The sequence below is a fragment of the Pseudomonas sp. Kh14 genome (assembly GCF_900291005.1).
Lineage (GTDB): Bacteria > Pseudomonadota > Gammaproteobacteria > Pseudomonadales > Pseudomonadaceae > Aquipseudomonas > Aquipseudomonas alloputida.
The window spans coordinates 148236-165393 of record NZ_OLKJ01000024.1; the positions used below are offsets into that span (position 1 = coordinate 148236).

The window sequence follows — 17158 nt, forward strand, 5'->3', positions numbered from 1 at the left end:
ACGTGCCGCTGGTGCCTGGGGCTGGCCATGGTCAGCCCCGCGCTGGTGCTGGCCGACGACTTGCCCCCACCGCCCACGGAGATGTCCGCCATCGCCGAGGCCACCCTTTACCTCGACCTGGTGGTGAACCAGATGCCCAGGGTTGACCTGATACCGGTGCAGCAGCGGGCCGGGCGGTTGTATCTGGACAGCGACGTATTGCGTGCAGCCGGCGTTTCGCTGCCGGGCAATCCCCAGGGGGAGGTGGCCCTGGACAGCATCGCGGGGCTACACACCGACTACGACAGTCAGAACCAGCGCCTGCTGCTGCAAGTGCCGCCAGCCTGGTTGCCAGAACAGCAAGTGGGTGATCGCAACCTTTACCCGGCCAGCGATGCGCGCAGCAGTTTCGGCGCCTTGTTCAACTACGACCTGTATCTCAACGACACCGATGAAGGCGGTACCTACCTGGCCGCCTGGAACGAGCTGCGCCTGTTCGACAGCTGGGGTACCTTTTCCAGCACCGGGCAGTGGCGTCAGTCTTTCAATGGCGCACAGGCGGACGATACCCGCCGTGGCTTCATGCGTTACGACACCACCTGGCGCTTCACCGACGAGCAGCGCCTGCTGACCTACGAAGCCGGTGACTTCGTGACGGGTGCCTTGCCCTGGAGCAGTTCGGTGCGAGTGGGTGGGGTGCAGCTGTCACGCGACTTCGCTGCGCGTCCTGATCTTGTCACTTACCCGTTGCCTGCGTTCGCCGGTGAAGCGGCGGTGCCGACGTCGCTTGACCTGTTCATCAACGGTTTCAAGTCCAGTACCACCGAACTGCAGCCAGGCCCCTACACCCTGACCAATGTGCCGTTCATCAACGGTGCCGGGGAGGCGGTGGTGGTCACCACTGATGCCCTTGGCCGGCAGGTGTCGACCACCTTGCCGTTCTATGTCACCAGCAGCCTGCTGCAGAAGGGCCTGTCGGACTACTCGGTGGCCGCCGGGAGCCTGCGCCGTGATTACGGCGTACGTGATTTCAGCTATGGACCGGGTATCGCCTCGGGCAGCCTGCGCTATGGGCTCAGTGACATCTTCACCCTGGAAACCCACGCCGAAACGGCTGAGTCGCTGATGCTGGGTGGGCTGGGTGGCAACATGCGCGTGGGCAACTTCGGCGTGCTCAACGCCGCCTTGGCGCAAAGCCGGTTCGATGGCGAAAAGGGGCACCAGGTCGCCCTTGGCTACCAGTACAACAGCCAGCGCATCGGCTTCGGTTACCAGCGCCTGCAACGCCACGGCGACTATGCCGACCTGAGCCGGGTGGGCTCTGCGGAGATGCAACTGAGCAAAAGCAGCGAACAGGTCACCCTCAGTGTCAACCTTAACGAGTACGGCAGCATTGGCGCTGGCTACTTCGACGTGCGCGCCGGTGACGGTACGCGTACCCGGTTGATCAACCTGAGCTACAGCAAGCCGCTGTGGGGCAGCAGCAGTGTGTACCTGTCGGCCAACCGTGAAGTGGGTGACAGCCAGTGGGCGGTGCAGGCGCAACTGGTGATCCCGTTCGACTTGCACGGCACCTTGGCGCTGAGCATGGAACGCAGCAATGAAGGCGAGACCCTGCAACGGGTCAACTACAGCCGTGCGGTGCCAGCGGGTGTCGGCGTCGGTTACAACCTTGGGTATGCCGCAGGCAGCGACCGTGATGCCTATCGCCAGGCCGACGTCACCTGGCGCCTGCAATCGGTGCAATTGCAGGCCGGTGTGTATGGCAGCAGCGGCGAGATGACCCGCTGGGCCGACGCCAGTGGTTCTCTGGTGTGGATGGATGCCGGCGTGTTCGCCGCCAACCGTATCGATGATGCCTTCGTGGTGGTCAGCACCGCAGGTTACGCGGATGTGCCGGTGCGTTATGAAAACCAGGAAATCGGCCGTACCGATGCCAAGGGGCACTTGCTGGTGCCTTACAGCAGCGGTTACTACCGGGGTAAGTACGAGATCGATCCCATGAACCTACCACCGGATGTCCTCGCGCCGGACGTTGAGCAGCGTGTGGCGGTACGACGGGGCAGTGGCTACTTGCTGGAATTCCCCCTCAAGCGCGTCATGGCGGCCAGTGTTGAATTGGTGGATGGCAATCAGCAGGTGCTCAAACTGGGTAGCCGTGTTACCCACGCAGAGAGTGGCACCCAGGCGGTGGTGGGATGGGACGGGCTGGTATACCTGGAGAACCTGTCGTTGCATAACCGCCTTCAGGTGGCGCTTGAAGGGGGTGGGCATTGCGAAGTGGCGTTCGACCTGCCCGAAGCGCAAGGCTCGGTCCCTTTGATTGGTCCGTTGGTGTGCCGATGAATGCCTGGCGGCGGGGCCTGGTGGCGAGCGTGCTGCTGTTGCCGAGCAGTACGGTCTGGGCGCTTTGCTCATCGGTGGCCACGTTGCCGGCAGCGTTTGGCAGCCTTAATTCAACGCAGGTTCGCAACACGGTACAGACGGCTTCCAGCCTCAACTCCGGGTTGCAGTGCACCGGTTCACTACTGACCGTGCTCAGCAGCGGTGATCACTTCTACGCCACGATCACGCCCGCCTCGGGCGGGCTGGTCGGCCCGACAGGCGATGTCATTCCCTACACGCTGTATGCCGATAACACCACCCGCTACCCGATTACCCGGGGTGTGGCCTACGACTTCGCCCGCAACGGCATCCTCGACTTGCTGGGGCTGCTCGGCGGTACCACGCCCAAGGCGGTGCCGATCTACATGCGCACCCAGATTGGCAGCAATGTCGCGGCCGGGTTGTATCAAGAGGCCCTGACCGTGGCCTGGAGCTGGGATTATTGCTCGGGGATTGGCGCGTTAGGGATATGCCTTGGGCGCGACATCGGCTCGGGTAGCCAGCTCTTGAACGTGAGCCTGACGGTGACCAACGATTGCCAGATCACCACGCCTGACATCAGCTTCGCCAGTGCGCCGGTGGTGGCGGGGTTCGGCACGGTGAGCCAGGGCATAAACGTGTCATGCACCAAGGGCAGCAGCTACACGGTAGGGCTGGGTGACGGGCAGAACGTGTCCGGTGGGCGGCGGCGGATGAAGTCTTCGGCCAACAACTACCTGGCCTATGACATTTTCAAAAGTGCCGGCACCGTGCGCTGGGGGGCGTCAGGGGCTGCCAGGCGTTCCAGTACAGATGCCGACATCAACCCCGGCGTGGGTACCGGCACGGGTAGCCAGGTGTTCAACTACAACGCCAAGGTCTATACCGATCAGGCGACACCGCCGGCTGCGACCTATACCGACAGTGTGATACTGGATGTGCAGTTCTGAACGGCGGTCAATACCCCCGAAGCAACCGCCGCGTGTCGCGACGGGCTGCTCCTGCAGGGGCTGCGCAAGACGAGGTTCAGCGCAAATCGCCAACCATGCTTGCCAGGGTCTCCAGCACCGCGCCGGCCAGTGCCTTTGAGCGCGCCCCCGACCACCCGGTGACTGCATCGGGCGCGTCGTCATGGTCCTTGAACGGCATCTCCAGCGTCAGTGACAGGCAGTCATGGGCCATGCCCACCGCATTGCAGGCCAGCGTCGTATTCGCCTGTCCGGGTTCGTCACGGGTATAGCCATGCACCGTCTGGAAGTCGCGGGTCAGACTGCACAAGGTGCTACGGAACTGCTCTTCGAGTTTGGCCAACCGAGGGGTGTAACCCGGGTTGCCCTCGCATGCGGCCGTGAACACGTGGGGGATCTCTTCGTCACCGTGCACGTCGATGAAGGCATCCACACCGTACTGCTTCATCTGCGCTTGTGCAAAGAACACTTCCGGGCTGAATTCGACGCTGGCGTCCTGCCAGGCGCGGTTGAGGTCCTTGCCCTTGAAGTTGGTGCGCAGGTGGCCAAGGAAGGCGCCGTCGGGGTTCATGTTGGGGATCAGGTAAAGGTCGGCCTTTGCCAGCAATTGCTGGACCACCGCATCGTTGGCCTGCAGGCGGTCGATCACGCCTTCCATGAACCATTCGGCCATGTGCTCGCCCGGGTGCTGCTGGGCAATCAGCCACAGCTTGCGCTTGCCTTCGGCACCGTCACCTGCCCGCAGCAGCGGGATATCGCGGCCCTGGATACTGCGGCCGCTGGCCAGCAACTCGATCCCCGGGAGTTCGCGGGCACGCTCGATCAGCTGGTTGTGGCGGGCCCGCGGGTAGGGCTCGAAGTAAGCGAACCAGATCTGGTCCTGTTCAGCCTTGACCTCGAACGATAGCGCCGTACCGTCGAACTGGCTTGGCACGCGGAACCAGCGCTGCTGGTCGTAGCTGGCCACAGCGTTGTAGCCGCTCCACGCGTTCTTGTACGAGGAGCCAGAAGCGTTGTCCAGGCTGAAGCGATGGACCTGCCCCGGTGTGAGCCCGCTGACCTTGAAGTGGAACCACTGGTAGTGGCCGCTCTGGGTGTCCGGGCGGATGGCCAGGTGTACCTGGGCCGGGTTGCTGGCATCCAGTACCTGGATGTTGCCGGAATCGAATGCGCAGTCGATCTGCAGGGGGGACAGCGTCACGGTCATGTGCCGGGCTCCTTTGCGGGCATTGTTGTAGGGGTACTGTATACGGCTTGGCAGGGATGCTGTGCAAGATCAGGCAGGGCGAGCCGTTGGCGGGCAGCTGGTATGCCGCGAGCCAACGGCCGGCAAAGGTGTGAACGTCAGGTTATTTGAAGAACTGACTGGGCGTGGTACCGAACTGGCGTTTGAACATGCTGGCGAAGGCACTTGGGCTGTCATAGCCCAAGGCCCCTGCCACATCGATGATTCGCTCGCCCAGGGCAATCCGCTCCAGTGCCTGCATCAGCCGCGCCTGCTGGCGCCACTGGCCGAAGGTCATGCCGGTTTCCTTGCGGAACAACCGCTGGATGGTCTTTTCGTCCACCCCCAGTCGCAGGCCCCAGTCGGCAACGGTGGCGTTATCCTCGGGCCGTTCATGCAATGCCGTACAGATCACCCGCAGGCGCTGGTCGCTGGGCTGCGACAGCTTCAGCGGCAAGGTCGGCAGTACGCAGATTTCGTCGAGGATCAGGCGCATGACCCGGGCTTCGCGCGAGTCCTCGGCAAAGGGTGCGGTGAAGCCCACCGAGGCCTTGATCAGTTCGCTGAGCAGCGGCGAGATGCTGATGGCCTTGCTCTGCAGGGGCAGGCCCGTTGCCGCGTCGATGCGCACGAACACACTGCGCATCTTCACGTCGCCGACACAGCGAATGGCATGCACCTGGCCGCAAGGCATCCACACACCTCGGCTGGGTGGCACAGTCCAGCATTCGTTTCCGGACTCGACGATCATCAGGCCTTTGATGGCATAGATCAGTTGATGCTTGGTATGGCTATGGGGCTCGATGAACCAGTCGCTTGGGTAGTCTGTCGCACGGCTACCCACTTCCCAGGTCCACTCATCGACCTCCACCAGCAATTCACGCTGCGGCTTTACCATCGTGACCTCGTATCGAAGCAGCCTGGCAGCGCCACTTTAGCAGCAACGGCCAGGGCGGGCCTGCGAGCGGGTGGCCGGTAGCAAGGCGGTGGCCAGCCCGAGCAGCGGCAGGAACGCAATGGCCTGGTACACCCACTCGATGCCATGCCGGTCGGCCAGTGCGCCCAGGCCGGCTGCGCCCACGCCGCTGATGCCGAACATCAGCCCGAACATCACCCCCGAAACCATGCCGACCCGGCCTGGCACCGCCTCCTGGGCATACACCACCAGGGCAGCGAATGCCGAGGACATCACCAGGCCGATGGCCACCGCCAGCACGGCTGTCCAGGCCAGGTTGGCATGGGGCAGGGCCAGGGCGAAGGGCGCCACACCGAGGAACGAGACCCAGATCACGGCCTTGCGCCCGATGCGATCACCCACCGGGCCACCGGCAAAGGTGCCCAGCGCAACGGCTGCGAGGAACACGAACAGGTACAGCTGGCTGTGCTGCACACTCAGGCCGAAATGCTCGATCAGGTAGAAGGTGAAGAAGTTGGTGAACGAAGCGATGTAGACGAACTTGGCGAACATCAGCACGGCGATCACCGCCACAGCGCGCCACATGGCACCCCGCGACAGGCCGGGGGCCTGTTGGCCAGCGAAGGTCTTGAGCCGGGCCTGGCCGTGGCGCACGCTCCAGCCTGTCACCCGCAGCAGCACCAGAACAGCCAGCGCAGCGGCCAGCATGAACCAGGCAATGGCCGGTTGGCCGTGCGGAATGATGATGGCAGCAGTGAGCAGCGGGCCGAGGGCCGAGCCGGTATTGCCGCCGACCTGGAAGGTGGATTGCGCGGTCCCGAAGCGCCCGCCGGAGGCCATTCTGGCCACCCGCGAGGCCTCTGGGTGGAAGGTGGCCGAACCCACGCCGACCACGGCGGCGGCCACCAGCAGCATTTCATAGCTGCCGGCAAAGGCGAGCAGGGCGATGCCCACCAGCGTCACCAGCATGCCGGCAGGCAGCAGGTACGGTTGCGGGTGCTTGTCGGTGAACATGCCGACCCAAGGTTGCAGCAGGGAAGCGGTCACCTGATACACCAAGGCGATCCAGCCGATCTGGGCAAAGCTCAGCGCGAAATCGCTTTTCAGCATGGGGTAGATCGATGGCAGTACGGCTTGAATCAGGTCGTTGAGCAGGTGGGCGAATGCAGCAGCACCGACGATGCGCACGACAAAGCCCTGAGGCTGGTCGGCAGGCGTGGCGGCGGCTACGGAGGCGGCGTAGGTTGTCATGGGCAAGGTTCTTCTAGGGCAAGGGAACAAGGCGTTGCCGCAGCAGGTTATCCAGTGCCGAGGTTGCCTGTCTCACGCCGAACAGGCAGCCAATATCGCGTTTCGGGCATCCGTGCCCGCAGCCTGACAGAGCACGCTGGCGGCCGGCCTTTCATCATTACAGCCCGTGTGCAGGAGCGGCCTGGTGTCGCGATGGGTCGCTCCTGCAGCTGATTGCCTTCAGGCCATATCGGCTGCGGTCTTGCCGGCGACCTTGTTGCGCCCGCCCAGCCATACCAGCAACAGCCCCGCAGCCGCCAGCACACCTCCGGCCATTGGCACGGCGGCGTAGCCCAGGTTCAGGCTGATAACCGCACCACCCAGCGCCGCGCCCACGGCGTTACCCAGGTTGAACGCACCCACGTTGATCGACGATGCCAGGCCTGGCGCCTCGATGGCGGCAGTCATTACGCGCATTTGCAGCGGCGGTACCACGGCGAAGGTGAACATGCCCCAGACCAGCAGGGCGATGGCAGCGCCGATGTGGCTACCCAGTACCAGGGGCATCGCCAGCATGATCAGCGCCAGCACGGCGAGGAAGATCTTCGCCGCGCCATCCAGCGACCAGTCGGCCAGGCGGCCACCCAGGCTGTTGCCAAGGGTGAAGCCAACCCCGATCAGTACCAGCGCCAAGGTTACGAAGCTGTCCGAGGCACCGGTCAGTTCGGCCAGCACTGGCGCCAGGTAGGTGTACAAGGTGAACATGGCGCCGGCACCGAGCACGGTGGTGGCCATTGCCAGCAGCACGCTGGGGCGGGCAATGACCGCCAGTTCCTTGCGCACATGCGGCACGCTGCCGCGTTCACCCTTGGGCAGGGCGTACCACAGCGCGGCCATGGCCAGCAGGCCGAGTACGGCGGTACCGGCAAATGCCATGCGCCAGCCAATCTGCTGGCCGATCCAGGTGGCGGCCGGCACGCCGCCGATGTTGGCGATAGTCAGGCCCATGAACATGGTGGCCACGGCGCTGGCCTGTTTCTCCTTGGGCACCACGCTGGCTGCCACCACGGCTCCCAGGCCGAAGAACGCACCATGGTTGAGGCTGGTGACCAGTCGCGAAGCGAGCAGGGTGTAGTAGTCCGGCGACAGTGACGACAGCAGGTTGCCAAGGGTGAAGATGGCCATCAGCGCCATCAGCGCAGCGCGTTTCCCAAAGCGGCTGAACAGCAAGGTCATGATCGGCGCGCCGACCATCACGCCAATGGCATAGGCGGTTATCAGCATGCCGGCGCTGGGGATGCTCACCTCCACGCCCTGGGCGATGACTGGCAGTAGCCCCATCGGGGTGAACTCGGTAGTACCGATGCCAAAGGCGCCAATGGCCAACGCGAAGAGCACGCGGCCGGGTGTCATTGTTTGAGCCGTCATCGGTGTCAGTCCCAGGTTGGCGCCAGGCCGTCAGGGCTGACCTCGCGGCCATTGCGCTCCAGCTTGGCGATACGTGCCATGTCGTCGGTGTCCAGCGTCAGGCCACAGGCAAGGAGGTTGCTGGCCAGGTTTTCACGCTTGGTCGACGACGGGATCACTGCATAGCCCAGTTGCAGGGCCCAGGCCAGGGCAACCTGGGCGACGGTAGCCTTGTGCTTGGCGGCGATCTGGGCCAGCACCGGGTCTTTCAGCACTTTGCCGTAGGCCAGGGTCATGTACGAGGTCACGGTGATCCCTTGTTCCTTGAGGAACGCGGTCAGCTTGCTGTTCTGCAGGTAGGGGCTGAGCTCGATCTGGTTGGTGGCGATTTCCCCTTTGCCGACCACGGCAATGGCTTGCCTGGTCAGCTCGATGTTGAAGTTGGAAACGCCGATCTGGCGAGCCAGGCCTTGCTGCTTGGCGTCGGCCAGGGCCTTCATGTACTCGGGCAGTTCTACGCCATTGCCCGGCGCTGGCCAGTGGATCAGCAGCAGGTCGACGTAGTCGGTGCGCAGTTTCTGCAAGCTGTCACGCAGGCTGGGGATCAGCTTGTCGGCGGCGTAGTTGTCGACCCAGATCTTGGTGGTGATGAACAGCTCGCTGCGCGGTACGCCGCTTTCGGCGATGGCCTGGCCCACTTCGGCTTCGTTCTTGTAGATCTGGGCGGTATCGATGACGCGGTAGCCGACTGCCAGGGCAGACTTGACCGAGTCGATGACGGTTTGGCCGGTGAGGCGGAAGGTGCCGAGGCCGAAGGAAGGAACGCTCATGGGGTTGCTCCTGAATAGGGGGAGGATCATGTCGTGCCCAGTGTGCAGGTTTGAACGGCAGCGAATAAGCCACTACGGCGCCAAAGTCATTTGACCTGTAGGCACAAATACATTTTCAAGCTGTGCATTCACTACATAAATAGGGCCAGAGGGGATTGGAACCTTGTTCAGCTAGCGCTTTTTTATCAAGCGTTGAGGCTGCCCATGACCCGTTCCGTAATACCTGCCGATTCCATCGATGCGCTGATTGCCCGTCAGCTGCCAGGCTGGCTCAAGCGCGCGTCTGCCCAAGAGCTGACAAGGCTGCGCGCCGCTGCTTTGCGCCAACAGCAGGCGCAGGACCAAGTCGACGCCTGGCTAGGGGCCATAACCCCCCTGGATGAGTTTGCCGATTCGTTGCTCAAAAGAGCACTTGAGGCCCATTCGATCAGGCAGGTAGACCTACGCCAGGCACAGCTCAGGCTGGTGACCCTGCAGCCAAAACCGTCGATATCTCCTGCTTTGCCAAGCACATCGACACGCATCGTCAGCACCCAGACCCTGCTATCGGCGGCACTGCATAACTTCCACGAAAAGGAAATGCAGCCTGGCTGGTTCGCGGCCGGGTCGCAGTTGGTCACTGCTAGCGGGCACCTGCTGCCGCTAAGTGCGCAAGCCTTTGTCCGCCTTTGCAGAGACCTTGATATCGGCAGGCGTTATCAAAGCCATTTGCAAGCGAAGCTTGAAGGCGAGGGGGCGGCCGTCGAGAGCACCCTGGAGGACGCGATGAGCGCCAACCTGGCGCTTGCTGCAATCGCCGCAAGGATCAAGGGTGAAATCGATGAGCAGACCTGTCAGTGGATCACCCAGGTTGTGGGCACAGGGTCTTTCCTGCCAGCCGACAACACCGTGTTGAAGTGTCACAGCCTGCGGCTGTTGGGCAAGAAGGTTATTGGCGCAGTGGTGATCGAAGTGCGTCAGAACGCCCGCCTGCTTGGCGTTATCGCGTGGTTGCCTGAGGACCCGTATGCCCCGGTGAGTTGGCACACCAGCTGGGAACTGCTGTACATGACCCTTGGCATACGCTTGCGTAATGAAGCCTATCGGCGTTACTTCCAGCGCTTCATCGCAGAGCGTGATCGCGTCGCCTTCTGTGTGGCCCTGAGTGCGCTGCTCAGCCACGGTAATACTGTTCTTCCGCTTGAGCTGGATGGCCGCTGTTTTGCGATCGAGGGCGATGTGTTCGTCGCGCTGCGCCAAGCCCGGATCGACAAAATGCTGGATGACGCACGGGTATTGGCGGTTTCGACAGAGGATGAAGATGTCGCCGACCGTCGCGCACGTTTGCAGGGCTATCTGGACTTGGGGTTGAGCGTGGCAGGCCTGGCAGCGCTGTTTGTGCCTGTGTTGGGGCAGGCCCTGCTGGGGCTTACGGTCGTGCAATTGGCGGGGGAGGTGTACGAAGGCTACCAGGACTGGCAGTTGGGTGATCGCGACGCCGCATTGGGCCACTTGTTCAACGTGGCCGACACGGTTGTGATGGCGGCGGTTACGACGGCCGGGGCGACGGCACTTGGCAAGCTGGCCCAGCGAGTGGCCCAGGTGGATGCCTTGGTGCCGGTAAGCCTGGGCGATGGTCAGTTGCGCCTGTGTGATCCGTCCTTGTCGGGCTATCAGCGTGAGGGCGTCGATCTGATGGTAGGACAGGCCGTGAATGAAACTGGTCGCTCGCTGAGGCGCCTGCACGATGCTGTCTATGAAGTGAGCGAAGGGGACGATGGCGCATGGCGTATTCATCACCCATCGAGGCCACAGGCCTACGTACCGGCACTTGAGCACAATGGTGCCGGGGGATGGGTGCATGAGTTCGAACAACCGCAGCGCTGGCATGACGCCGCCTACATGGTGCGCCGCCTTGCCAGTCGCACGGCGCAGGTGCCCGATGAGGTGGTATCCGTGGCGTTGCAGACCACCGGTTTCGATGCTGACTGCCTGCGCCGTTTGTTACTGGAAAATGCGCCTCCGCCGGCACGCTTGCTCGATGCCATCGAGCGCCAGCAATTGCACCATGATTTCCCGGCGTTGCGAGGTGAGGCTTTCGAGGAGGTCTTCAACGAGCGACAGATCAGCCCGCAAGCAGCAGACCGGGTCTTGATGCGGGACTTCCCAGGCCTTTCCCACCGCTGCGCACGGGAAATCGTCGAGGGGGCCAGCAGTGTCGAGATGGAGAGCCTGACGGGCGCAGGCCGGGTGCCCTTGGCCTTGGCGGAACGTGCACGCTGGGCAATACGCGACAGTCGGATAGACCGTGCCTGCGCAGGGTTGCGCCAGGCTGCGGCAGAAAATGACGATACCGGTAAGCTCGCGCTGGGCCTGATCGATGCCATCGCCCCTTGGTCAGCTGGGGTCAACGTTGAGCTGCCTGCCGCGGGGAGGGGTGGGTTGCTGCAGACGTTGAGACGGCAGCTGGACAGCCGCCAGCGACAGTTGCTTGGTATTAGCCAGATGACGGATGACGCACTGGGTGAGCGGCTTGGGCGTGAGGCACTCGCTGACCGTGAAGCGGCGGCCCGAATGATTGGGCTGGCCCGTGTGGGGCAGGGGATTCGCCCACCTGTGCGGTTGTTCGATGGGCGTTTGGGCTACCCGCTCAGTGGCCGCCTGACAGGGACCCGCCAGGCACTGCGGCGCACGTTGAGCCACGTGTTCCCGGTGATGAGCAGTGAGCAGCTGGAGGTCTACCTGCAAGACCTGGCGCAGCGGGGGGTGGACCCGTGGAACCATGTCAGCCAACTGTTACAGGCCAAGGTCAGCCTCAAGCAGGCATTGCTAGCCTGGCGAAATGACGCAGAGCTGAACATTGTTCGCCGCCTGCGTCGTATCAAGGTTGCCAGGCGCATTACGGCAAGCTGGCAGCGTTTTACCCCAGGGGAGGTGGCGGGTGACCACCACCTGACCCTCGTGGGTGAGCGGGTGGGTGACCTGCCGGCCCTGCCTGATAATGTGAGTTTTGACCACATCACGCACCTGACCCTGCGCGATATGCAGGTGACGAGCCTTGATGCGGGCTTTCTTGGTCGCTTCAGCAAGGTGCGCAACCTGGACTTGCGGAACAACCGGCTGACGCGCCTTCCTGCAGGTATCGAGCAACTGACCGAATTGAAAAACCTGCGCCTTGGTGGCAATCAGATCGTGCTTTCCAGCGAGGATAACCTGCGTTTGAGCCAGCTTGTGGAGCTGCGCCGCCTGGAGCTCAACGGTAACCCGGTCGGTTTGCTGCCACCCTTGGCGTCTTTGCCCCTGCTGCGCCGGCTGTCCTTGCGCAACACCGGGCTGGGCGATCTACCCGCTGATCTGGCCAGGCACGGTAATCTGGAGTTGCTGGACATGCGTGACAACCAGATCCAGACGCTGCCTGAAGCGCTGTCTTTAGTGCCGCTTCGCTTGTTGCGGGGCCTGGAGCTGCACGACAATCCACTCTCGGACGAAACCCTGCAGCGCTTGCAGTTGGCCAGGGCGTCGGCAGGGGCCGCTGAGCGTCGACGTGCAGCTCATGCCACTTCGATCCCGAACGCTGCAGCCCCTTGGTTTTCAGGATTCACGCCAGCCCAGCGCGAGGTGCGATTGGCGATCTGGAACCGCTTGAGCCAGGAAGCCGGGGCGCAGGATCTGTTTCGCTTTTTCTCTGATTTACGCGTCCTGCGTGAATACCACGCACAACCCCGCGACCTTCAGGCGCGTGTGTGGCATATCCTCGAAGCCTGCGAGCAGCACGCTGAAGTACGGGCGAGCCTGTTCGAGCAAGTTGCCCGACCGCGCAGTTGCAGCGACGAGTTGCTGCTGACGCTCAGCGAGCTGGAGATTGGCGCGATGGTCGTCAGGGCCGGAACAGCCGGTACTGGGTTGCAGAAGGAGCGAGCGCTGGTCAGGCTGGGGCGTTCGTTGTACCGCCTGGACAAAGTCAACGCGATTGCGGCGCGGCATATTGCCGATTACTTTTCGAACGATCCCATCGAGGTTTACCTGACCTATCGCGTCAGGCTGGCAGATAGCCTCGATCTTCCTGCCCAACCCAGCTATCTGTCGCACGAGAGTTTCAGTGGGGTTGGCCGTGAAGACCTGGACGCCGCGCGCAACGAGGTGCTGCGGGAGGAAACGCCACAAGCCTTGGCGCAGGCGCTGGCAGATCGATCCTTCTGGCAGGACTACCTGCACGAGCAGCAGGCAGCGCGCTTCAGCCGCTTGGACGAGCCTTTTCAGCAGCGCCTGGATGCGTTGCTCGAACAGTCGAAGACGTTGAGCGATGGCGACTACTTTGCCCAAACCGAGCATATCTGCGCAGCGCGTGAGGTTGCGAAACGGCAACTTTTGCTTGAATTGAGCCGTGAGGCAATCCAGCGCCACGGCCTGTGAACGAAACAGCCCGCCGAGAGGCGGGCCGTTCGCTGGGGCGGGACGATCAGCGGCGGCGGAACAGCGGCAGCGGTTCGTCGGTGGCGGCCTGGTAGGTCACCGAGAAGTCCTTCAGGCTTTGCAGCGCGTCTTCCGGGTCCTTGTCGGCACGGATGGCGAATGCGTCGAAGCCGCAGCGGGCCATGAAGAACAGCTGGTCGCGCAGCACATCGCCGATGGCGCGCAGTTCGCCTTTGAACTTGTAGCGGTCACGCAGCAGGCGCGCATTGGAGTAGCTGCGGCCGTCGGTGAATGCCGGGAAGTTCAGCGCGATGACCTGGAAGTGGTGCACGTCTTCACCGATTTCCTCCGCTTCCTGGTCGCTGTCCAGCCATACACCCAGGCCGCCATCGCGGGCCTTGAGCACGTGGGCATGGTCGCGCCACATTTGCAGCGGCACGATGTAGTCGTCGCAGTTGGTCAGCTCGTCGAACGAGGTTTCCTTGGGCAGCAGGTGCCAGGTTTCGTCGACGATCTGGTTGTTCTTAATGATTCGCTGCATAGACGCGTTCCTTGAAGGGGTCGATGCCGATACGCTGGTAGGTGTCGATGAAACGCTCTTCCTCGGTACGTTGCTCGACGTACACGGCGATCAGCTTCTCGATCACATCGGCCATGTCATCCTGCGCGAAGGACGGGCCAAGGATCTTGCCCAGGCTTGCGCCGCGTGCGGCGTTGCCGCCCAGCGACACCTGGTAGAACTCCTCACCCTTCTTGTCCACGCCGAGGATGCCGATGTGGCCCACGTGGTGGTGGCCGCAGGCGTTCATGCAGCCGGAGATGTTCAGGTCGATTTCGCCGATGTCGAACAGGTAGTCCAGGTCGTCGAAGCGGCGCTGGATGGACTCGGCAATCGGGATCGACTTGGCGTTGGCCAGCGAGCAGTAGTCGCCACCCGGGCAGCAGATGATGTCGGTCAGCAGGCCGATGTTCGGGGTGGCGAAGCCGCCCTCGCGCAGTTCCAGCCACAGGGCGTGCAGTTGGCGCTGCTCGACGTCGGCGAGGATGATGTTCTGCTCGTGCGAGGTGCGCAGGAAGCCGAAGCTGTAGCGTTCTGCCAGGTCGGCCACGGCGTCCAGCTGCTTGTCGGTCACGTCGCCAGGGGCAACACCGGTAGGCTTGAGTGACAGGGTAACAGCCACGTAGCCCGGGCGTTTGTGGGCGCGGGTGTTGCGCGAGCGCCAGCGGGCGAACCCTGGGTGCTCGGCATCCAGGGCGGTGTAGTCGACGTTGTCGAGTGCGAGGTACTCGGGGTCGACGAAGTGGCGCGATACGCGCTGCACTTCGGCTTCGGTCAGGGTGGTGGTGCCGCCACGCAGGTGGACCATTTCGGCCTCGACCTTTTCGGCGAACACTTCCGGGGTAAGGGCCTTGACCAGAATCTTGATCCGCGCCTTGTACTTGTTGTCACGGCGACCGTAACGGTTGTACACCCGCAGGATGGCGTCGAGGTAGCTGATCAGGTCCTGCCATGGCAGGAATTCGTTGATGAACGAGCCCACCACAGGGGTACGGCCCAGGCCGCCACCGACCAGCACACGGAAGCCCAGTTCGCCGGCAGCGTTGCGCACCGGCTCCAGGCCAATGTCGTGCACTTCGATGGCTGCGCGGTCTTCCTGCGAGCCGTTGATGGCGATCTTGAACTTGCGTGGCAGGTAGGCGAATTCCGGGTGGAAGGTGGTCCACTGACGGACGATTTCACACCACGGGCGCGGGTCGACGATTTCGTCAGCGGCCACACCGGCGAACTGGTCGGTGGTGGTGTTGCGCAGGCAGTTGCCGCTGGTCTGGATCGCGTGCATCTGCACGGTGGCCAGTTCGGCGAGGATGTCCGGAATGTCTTCCAGCGCCGGCCAGTTGAACTGCACGTTCTGGCGGGTGGAAATGTGGGCATAGCCCTTGTCATAGTCGCGAGCGATCTTTGCCAGGGTGCGGACCTGGTTGGCGTTCAGCTGGCCGTACGGCACCGCGACACGCAGCATCGGCGCGAAACGTTGGATGTAAAGGCCGTTCTGCAGGCGCAGAGGGCGGAATTCTTCTTCGCTCAGCTCACCGGCTAGGTAGCGGCGGGTCTGATCACGGAACTGCTTGACGCGGTCCTCGATGATCCGCTGATCGTACTCGTCGTATACGTACATAAAAGTCCTGTCTCAGGCATGCAGCTATTCGCGCGCACGGCCGCGCACTCCGGTACGGAGCCGGGGAACGATAGCAGGTTGCGGTTATGCGCTAAAGTGATGTTTTTGCATATGAAAAGAACCAAATGGACTATGTGAGATTGACTGCCATTTGTGCGCTGAGCATCGCCATGCGTTTATAATCCGGCGTTTGCTTCGCAGAGATGTGACCCCATGCTCAAGGCCTTGTGCCAAAGCTTGTGCCTTGCCTTGCCATTGGTGGCAAATGCGCAACCGGCTTCGGTGGTGTTCCTCAACCCGGGGCTGTCCAACGAGACATTCTGGACCAGCTATACCCGCTTCATGCAGGCCGCCGCGGACGAGCTGGGCATGACCCTGCAGGTGCAATACAGCGAGCGCCGAGCCGACCTGGCACTGACCCAGGCCCGGGCGATCCTGAGCGCGCCGCAGCGGCCGGATTACCTGGTGCTGGTGAACGAGCAGTATGTGGCACCGGAAATCCTGCGGCTGTCGCGTGGCACCGGGGTGAAGCTGCTGCTGGTCAACAATGGCCTGACCGCCAGCCAGCGCCTCAGCATCGAGGGCCAGCCCGACAAGTACGCCGAGCCACTGGGTACCTTGATGAGCAACGACGAGCAGGCAGGCTTCCAGATGTTGCACCTGTTGCTCGCACAGCTGCCTCACGACGCAGGTCCGGTGGACCTGGTGGCTTTTGCCGGGGTCAAGACCACCCCGGCCTCGCAGTTGCGCGTTGAGGGCATGCGCCGCGCCCTGGCCGATTTCCCTCAGGTGCGCTTGCGGCAAGTGGTATACGGCGGCTGGAGCCGCCAGCGCGCCTACGAGCAAGCGAAACAGTTGCTTGAGCGTTACCCGGCCACCCGGCTGGTGTGGTCGGCTAATGACCAGATGGCCTTTGGTGCCATGCAGGCGTTCGAGGAGGCCGGGCACACGCCGGGGCGTGACGTGCTGTTCGCTGCCGTCAACAGCTCGCCCGAAGCCTTGCGCGCGCGTATCGATGGGCGCCTGAGCGTACTGATGGGTGGGCATTTCACCCTTGGCGGTTGGGCCATGGTGATGTTGCACGATGACGCTCATGGGCTTGCGTTGAACCGCGACGGCGTGCGCGAGCGCCGTGTTCCGGTATTGCAGGAAATCGATCAGGCCAAGGCCAGGCGCTGGCTGAAGCTGTTGGAAAGGGACGACTACGGCGTCGATTTTCGGCGTTACAGTGCCGAAGGGCGGCCGCCCGGGTACCGTTACCCGTTTCTGGCGTCTCCGGTCGAATATTGAATGACCCTGCTTGAGGGAAGGGCATTGCTCGTCTTAACTGCTGGTGGTGAAGTGCATTCCCATAACCACTACAAGAGGCAATGCAATGGGAAACTCAACCAAGGTCCGCAAAGCTGACAGCAGTGTCGATGCCTGGGCGATCCTCTGCCTGATCGTTCTGGTGGTGGTCACTGCCGTGTATTGGGTCAGCCACCAGTGACTTGAAACTCAAGACCGTGATGTAGCAGGGGCGTCTGCGGGAGGGAATCTCGCAGGCGCTTTATTATTGCCTGTGGCCGCCTCTTCGCGCTGAAAACATATCCCTTGAGAATGGCGCAGGACCGTCGTAGGAGCGGGTTTACCCGCGAAAGGGCCGGCCCTGCTGGCCAATCTCCACCTGC

The 17158-nt window shown here is 62.9% G+C and carries 11 protein-coding genes; 4 read left to right on the plus strand and 7 right to left on the minus strand.

Annotation, left to right across the window (positions count from 1 at the left end):
• The first annotated feature begins 27 nt into the window (after positions 1-27).
• Both FQ668_RS11840 and FQ668_RS11845 read left to right on the plus strand, forming a co-directional pair.
• On the plus strand, positions 28-2325 hold the full coding sequence (locus tag FQ668_RS11840; protein ID WP_026031866.1) for a fimbria/pilus outer membrane usher protein: 2298 nt from the start codon (positions 28-30) through the stop codon (positions 2323-2325).
• Entirely contained in the window at positions 2322-3293 is a 972-nt protein-coding gene (locus FQ668_RS11845; RefSeq protein WP_014591639.1) for a spore coat U domain-containing protein, read from the plus strand. The genes FQ668_RS11840 and FQ668_RS11845 overlap by 4 nt, the downstream gene beginning before the upstream one ends.
• Positions 3294-3369: 76 nt before the next feature.
• On the opposite strand, the gene FQ668_RS11850 is transcribed toward FQ668_RS11845, so the two are convergent.
• The 5 genes from FQ668_RS11850 to dkgB form a co-directional block, all read right to left on the minus strand.
• Complete coding sequence (locus FQ668_RS11850) at positions 3370-4518, minus strand: M14-type cytosolic carboxypeptidase (protein WP_019437446.1); 1149 nt, start codon at positions 4516-4518, stop codon at positions 3370-3372.
• Positions 4519-4660: 142 nt separating this feature from the next.
• Positions 4661-5434 carry a helix-turn-helix domain-containing protein gene (locus tag FQ668_RS11855; protein ID WP_019437447.1) on the minus strand — a complete coding sequence of 258 codons (774 nt, stop codon included), beginning with the start codon at positions 5432-5434 and terminating at the stop codon, positions 4661-4663.
• 36 nt (positions 5435-5470) lie between these two features.
• Positions 5471-6703, minus strand: a complete 1233-nt coding sequence (locus FQ668_RS11860) for an MFS transporter (protein ID WP_019437448.1) — start codon at positions 6701-6703, stop codon at positions 5471-5473.
• Between the two features lie 219 nt (positions 6704-6922).
• Entirely contained in the window at positions 6923-8110 is a 1188-nt protein-coding gene (locus FQ668_RS11865) for an MFS transporter (protein WP_023389742.1), read from the minus strand.
• Between the two features lie 5 nt (positions 8111-8115).
• Positions 8116-8919, minus strand: coding sequence for a 2,5-didehydrogluconate reductase DkgB (dkgB, locus tag FQ668_RS11870; protein WP_014591634.1), 804 nt, complete (start codon positions 8917-8919; stop codon positions 8116-8118).
• A gap of 204 nt (positions 8920-9123) precedes the next feature.
• Between dkgB and FQ668_RS11875 the strand changes: the two genes are divergently transcribed.
• Positions 9124-13311 (plus strand): NEL-type E3 ubiquitin ligase domain-containing protein, encoded by a 4188-nt coding sequence (locus tag FQ668_RS11875; protein WP_019437450.1) that lies wholly within the window; start codon positions 9124-9126, stop codon positions 13309-13311.
• A 46-nt stretch (positions 13312-13357) separates the two neighbouring features.
• Here FQ668_RS11875 and FQ668_RS11880 read toward each other — a convergent pair whose 3' ends face one another.
• Together FQ668_RS11880 and FQ668_RS11885 are read right to left on the minus strand one after the other, a co-directional pair.
• Complete coding sequence (locus FQ668_RS11880; RefSeq protein WP_003250391.1) at positions 13358-13852, minus strand: DUF934 domain-containing protein; 495 nt, start codon at positions 13850-13852, stop codon at positions 13358-13360.
• Positions 13836-15488, minus strand: coding sequence for a nitrite/sulfite reductase (locus FQ668_RS11885; RefSeq protein ID WP_012052949.1), 1653 nt, complete (start codon positions 15486-15488; stop codon positions 13836-13838). Before FQ668_RS11885 ends, FQ668_RS11880 begins: the two co-directional genes overlap by 17 nt.
• Positions 15489-15701: 213 nt before the next feature.
• Between FQ668_RS11885 and FQ668_RS11890 the strand changes: the two genes are divergently transcribed.
• Positions 15702-16778, plus strand: a complete 1077-nt coding sequence (locus tag FQ668_RS11890) for an ABC transporter substrate-binding protein (protein ID WP_019437451.1) — start codon at positions 15702-15704, stop codon at positions 16776-16778.
• Positions 16779-17158 lie beyond the last annotated feature (380 nt).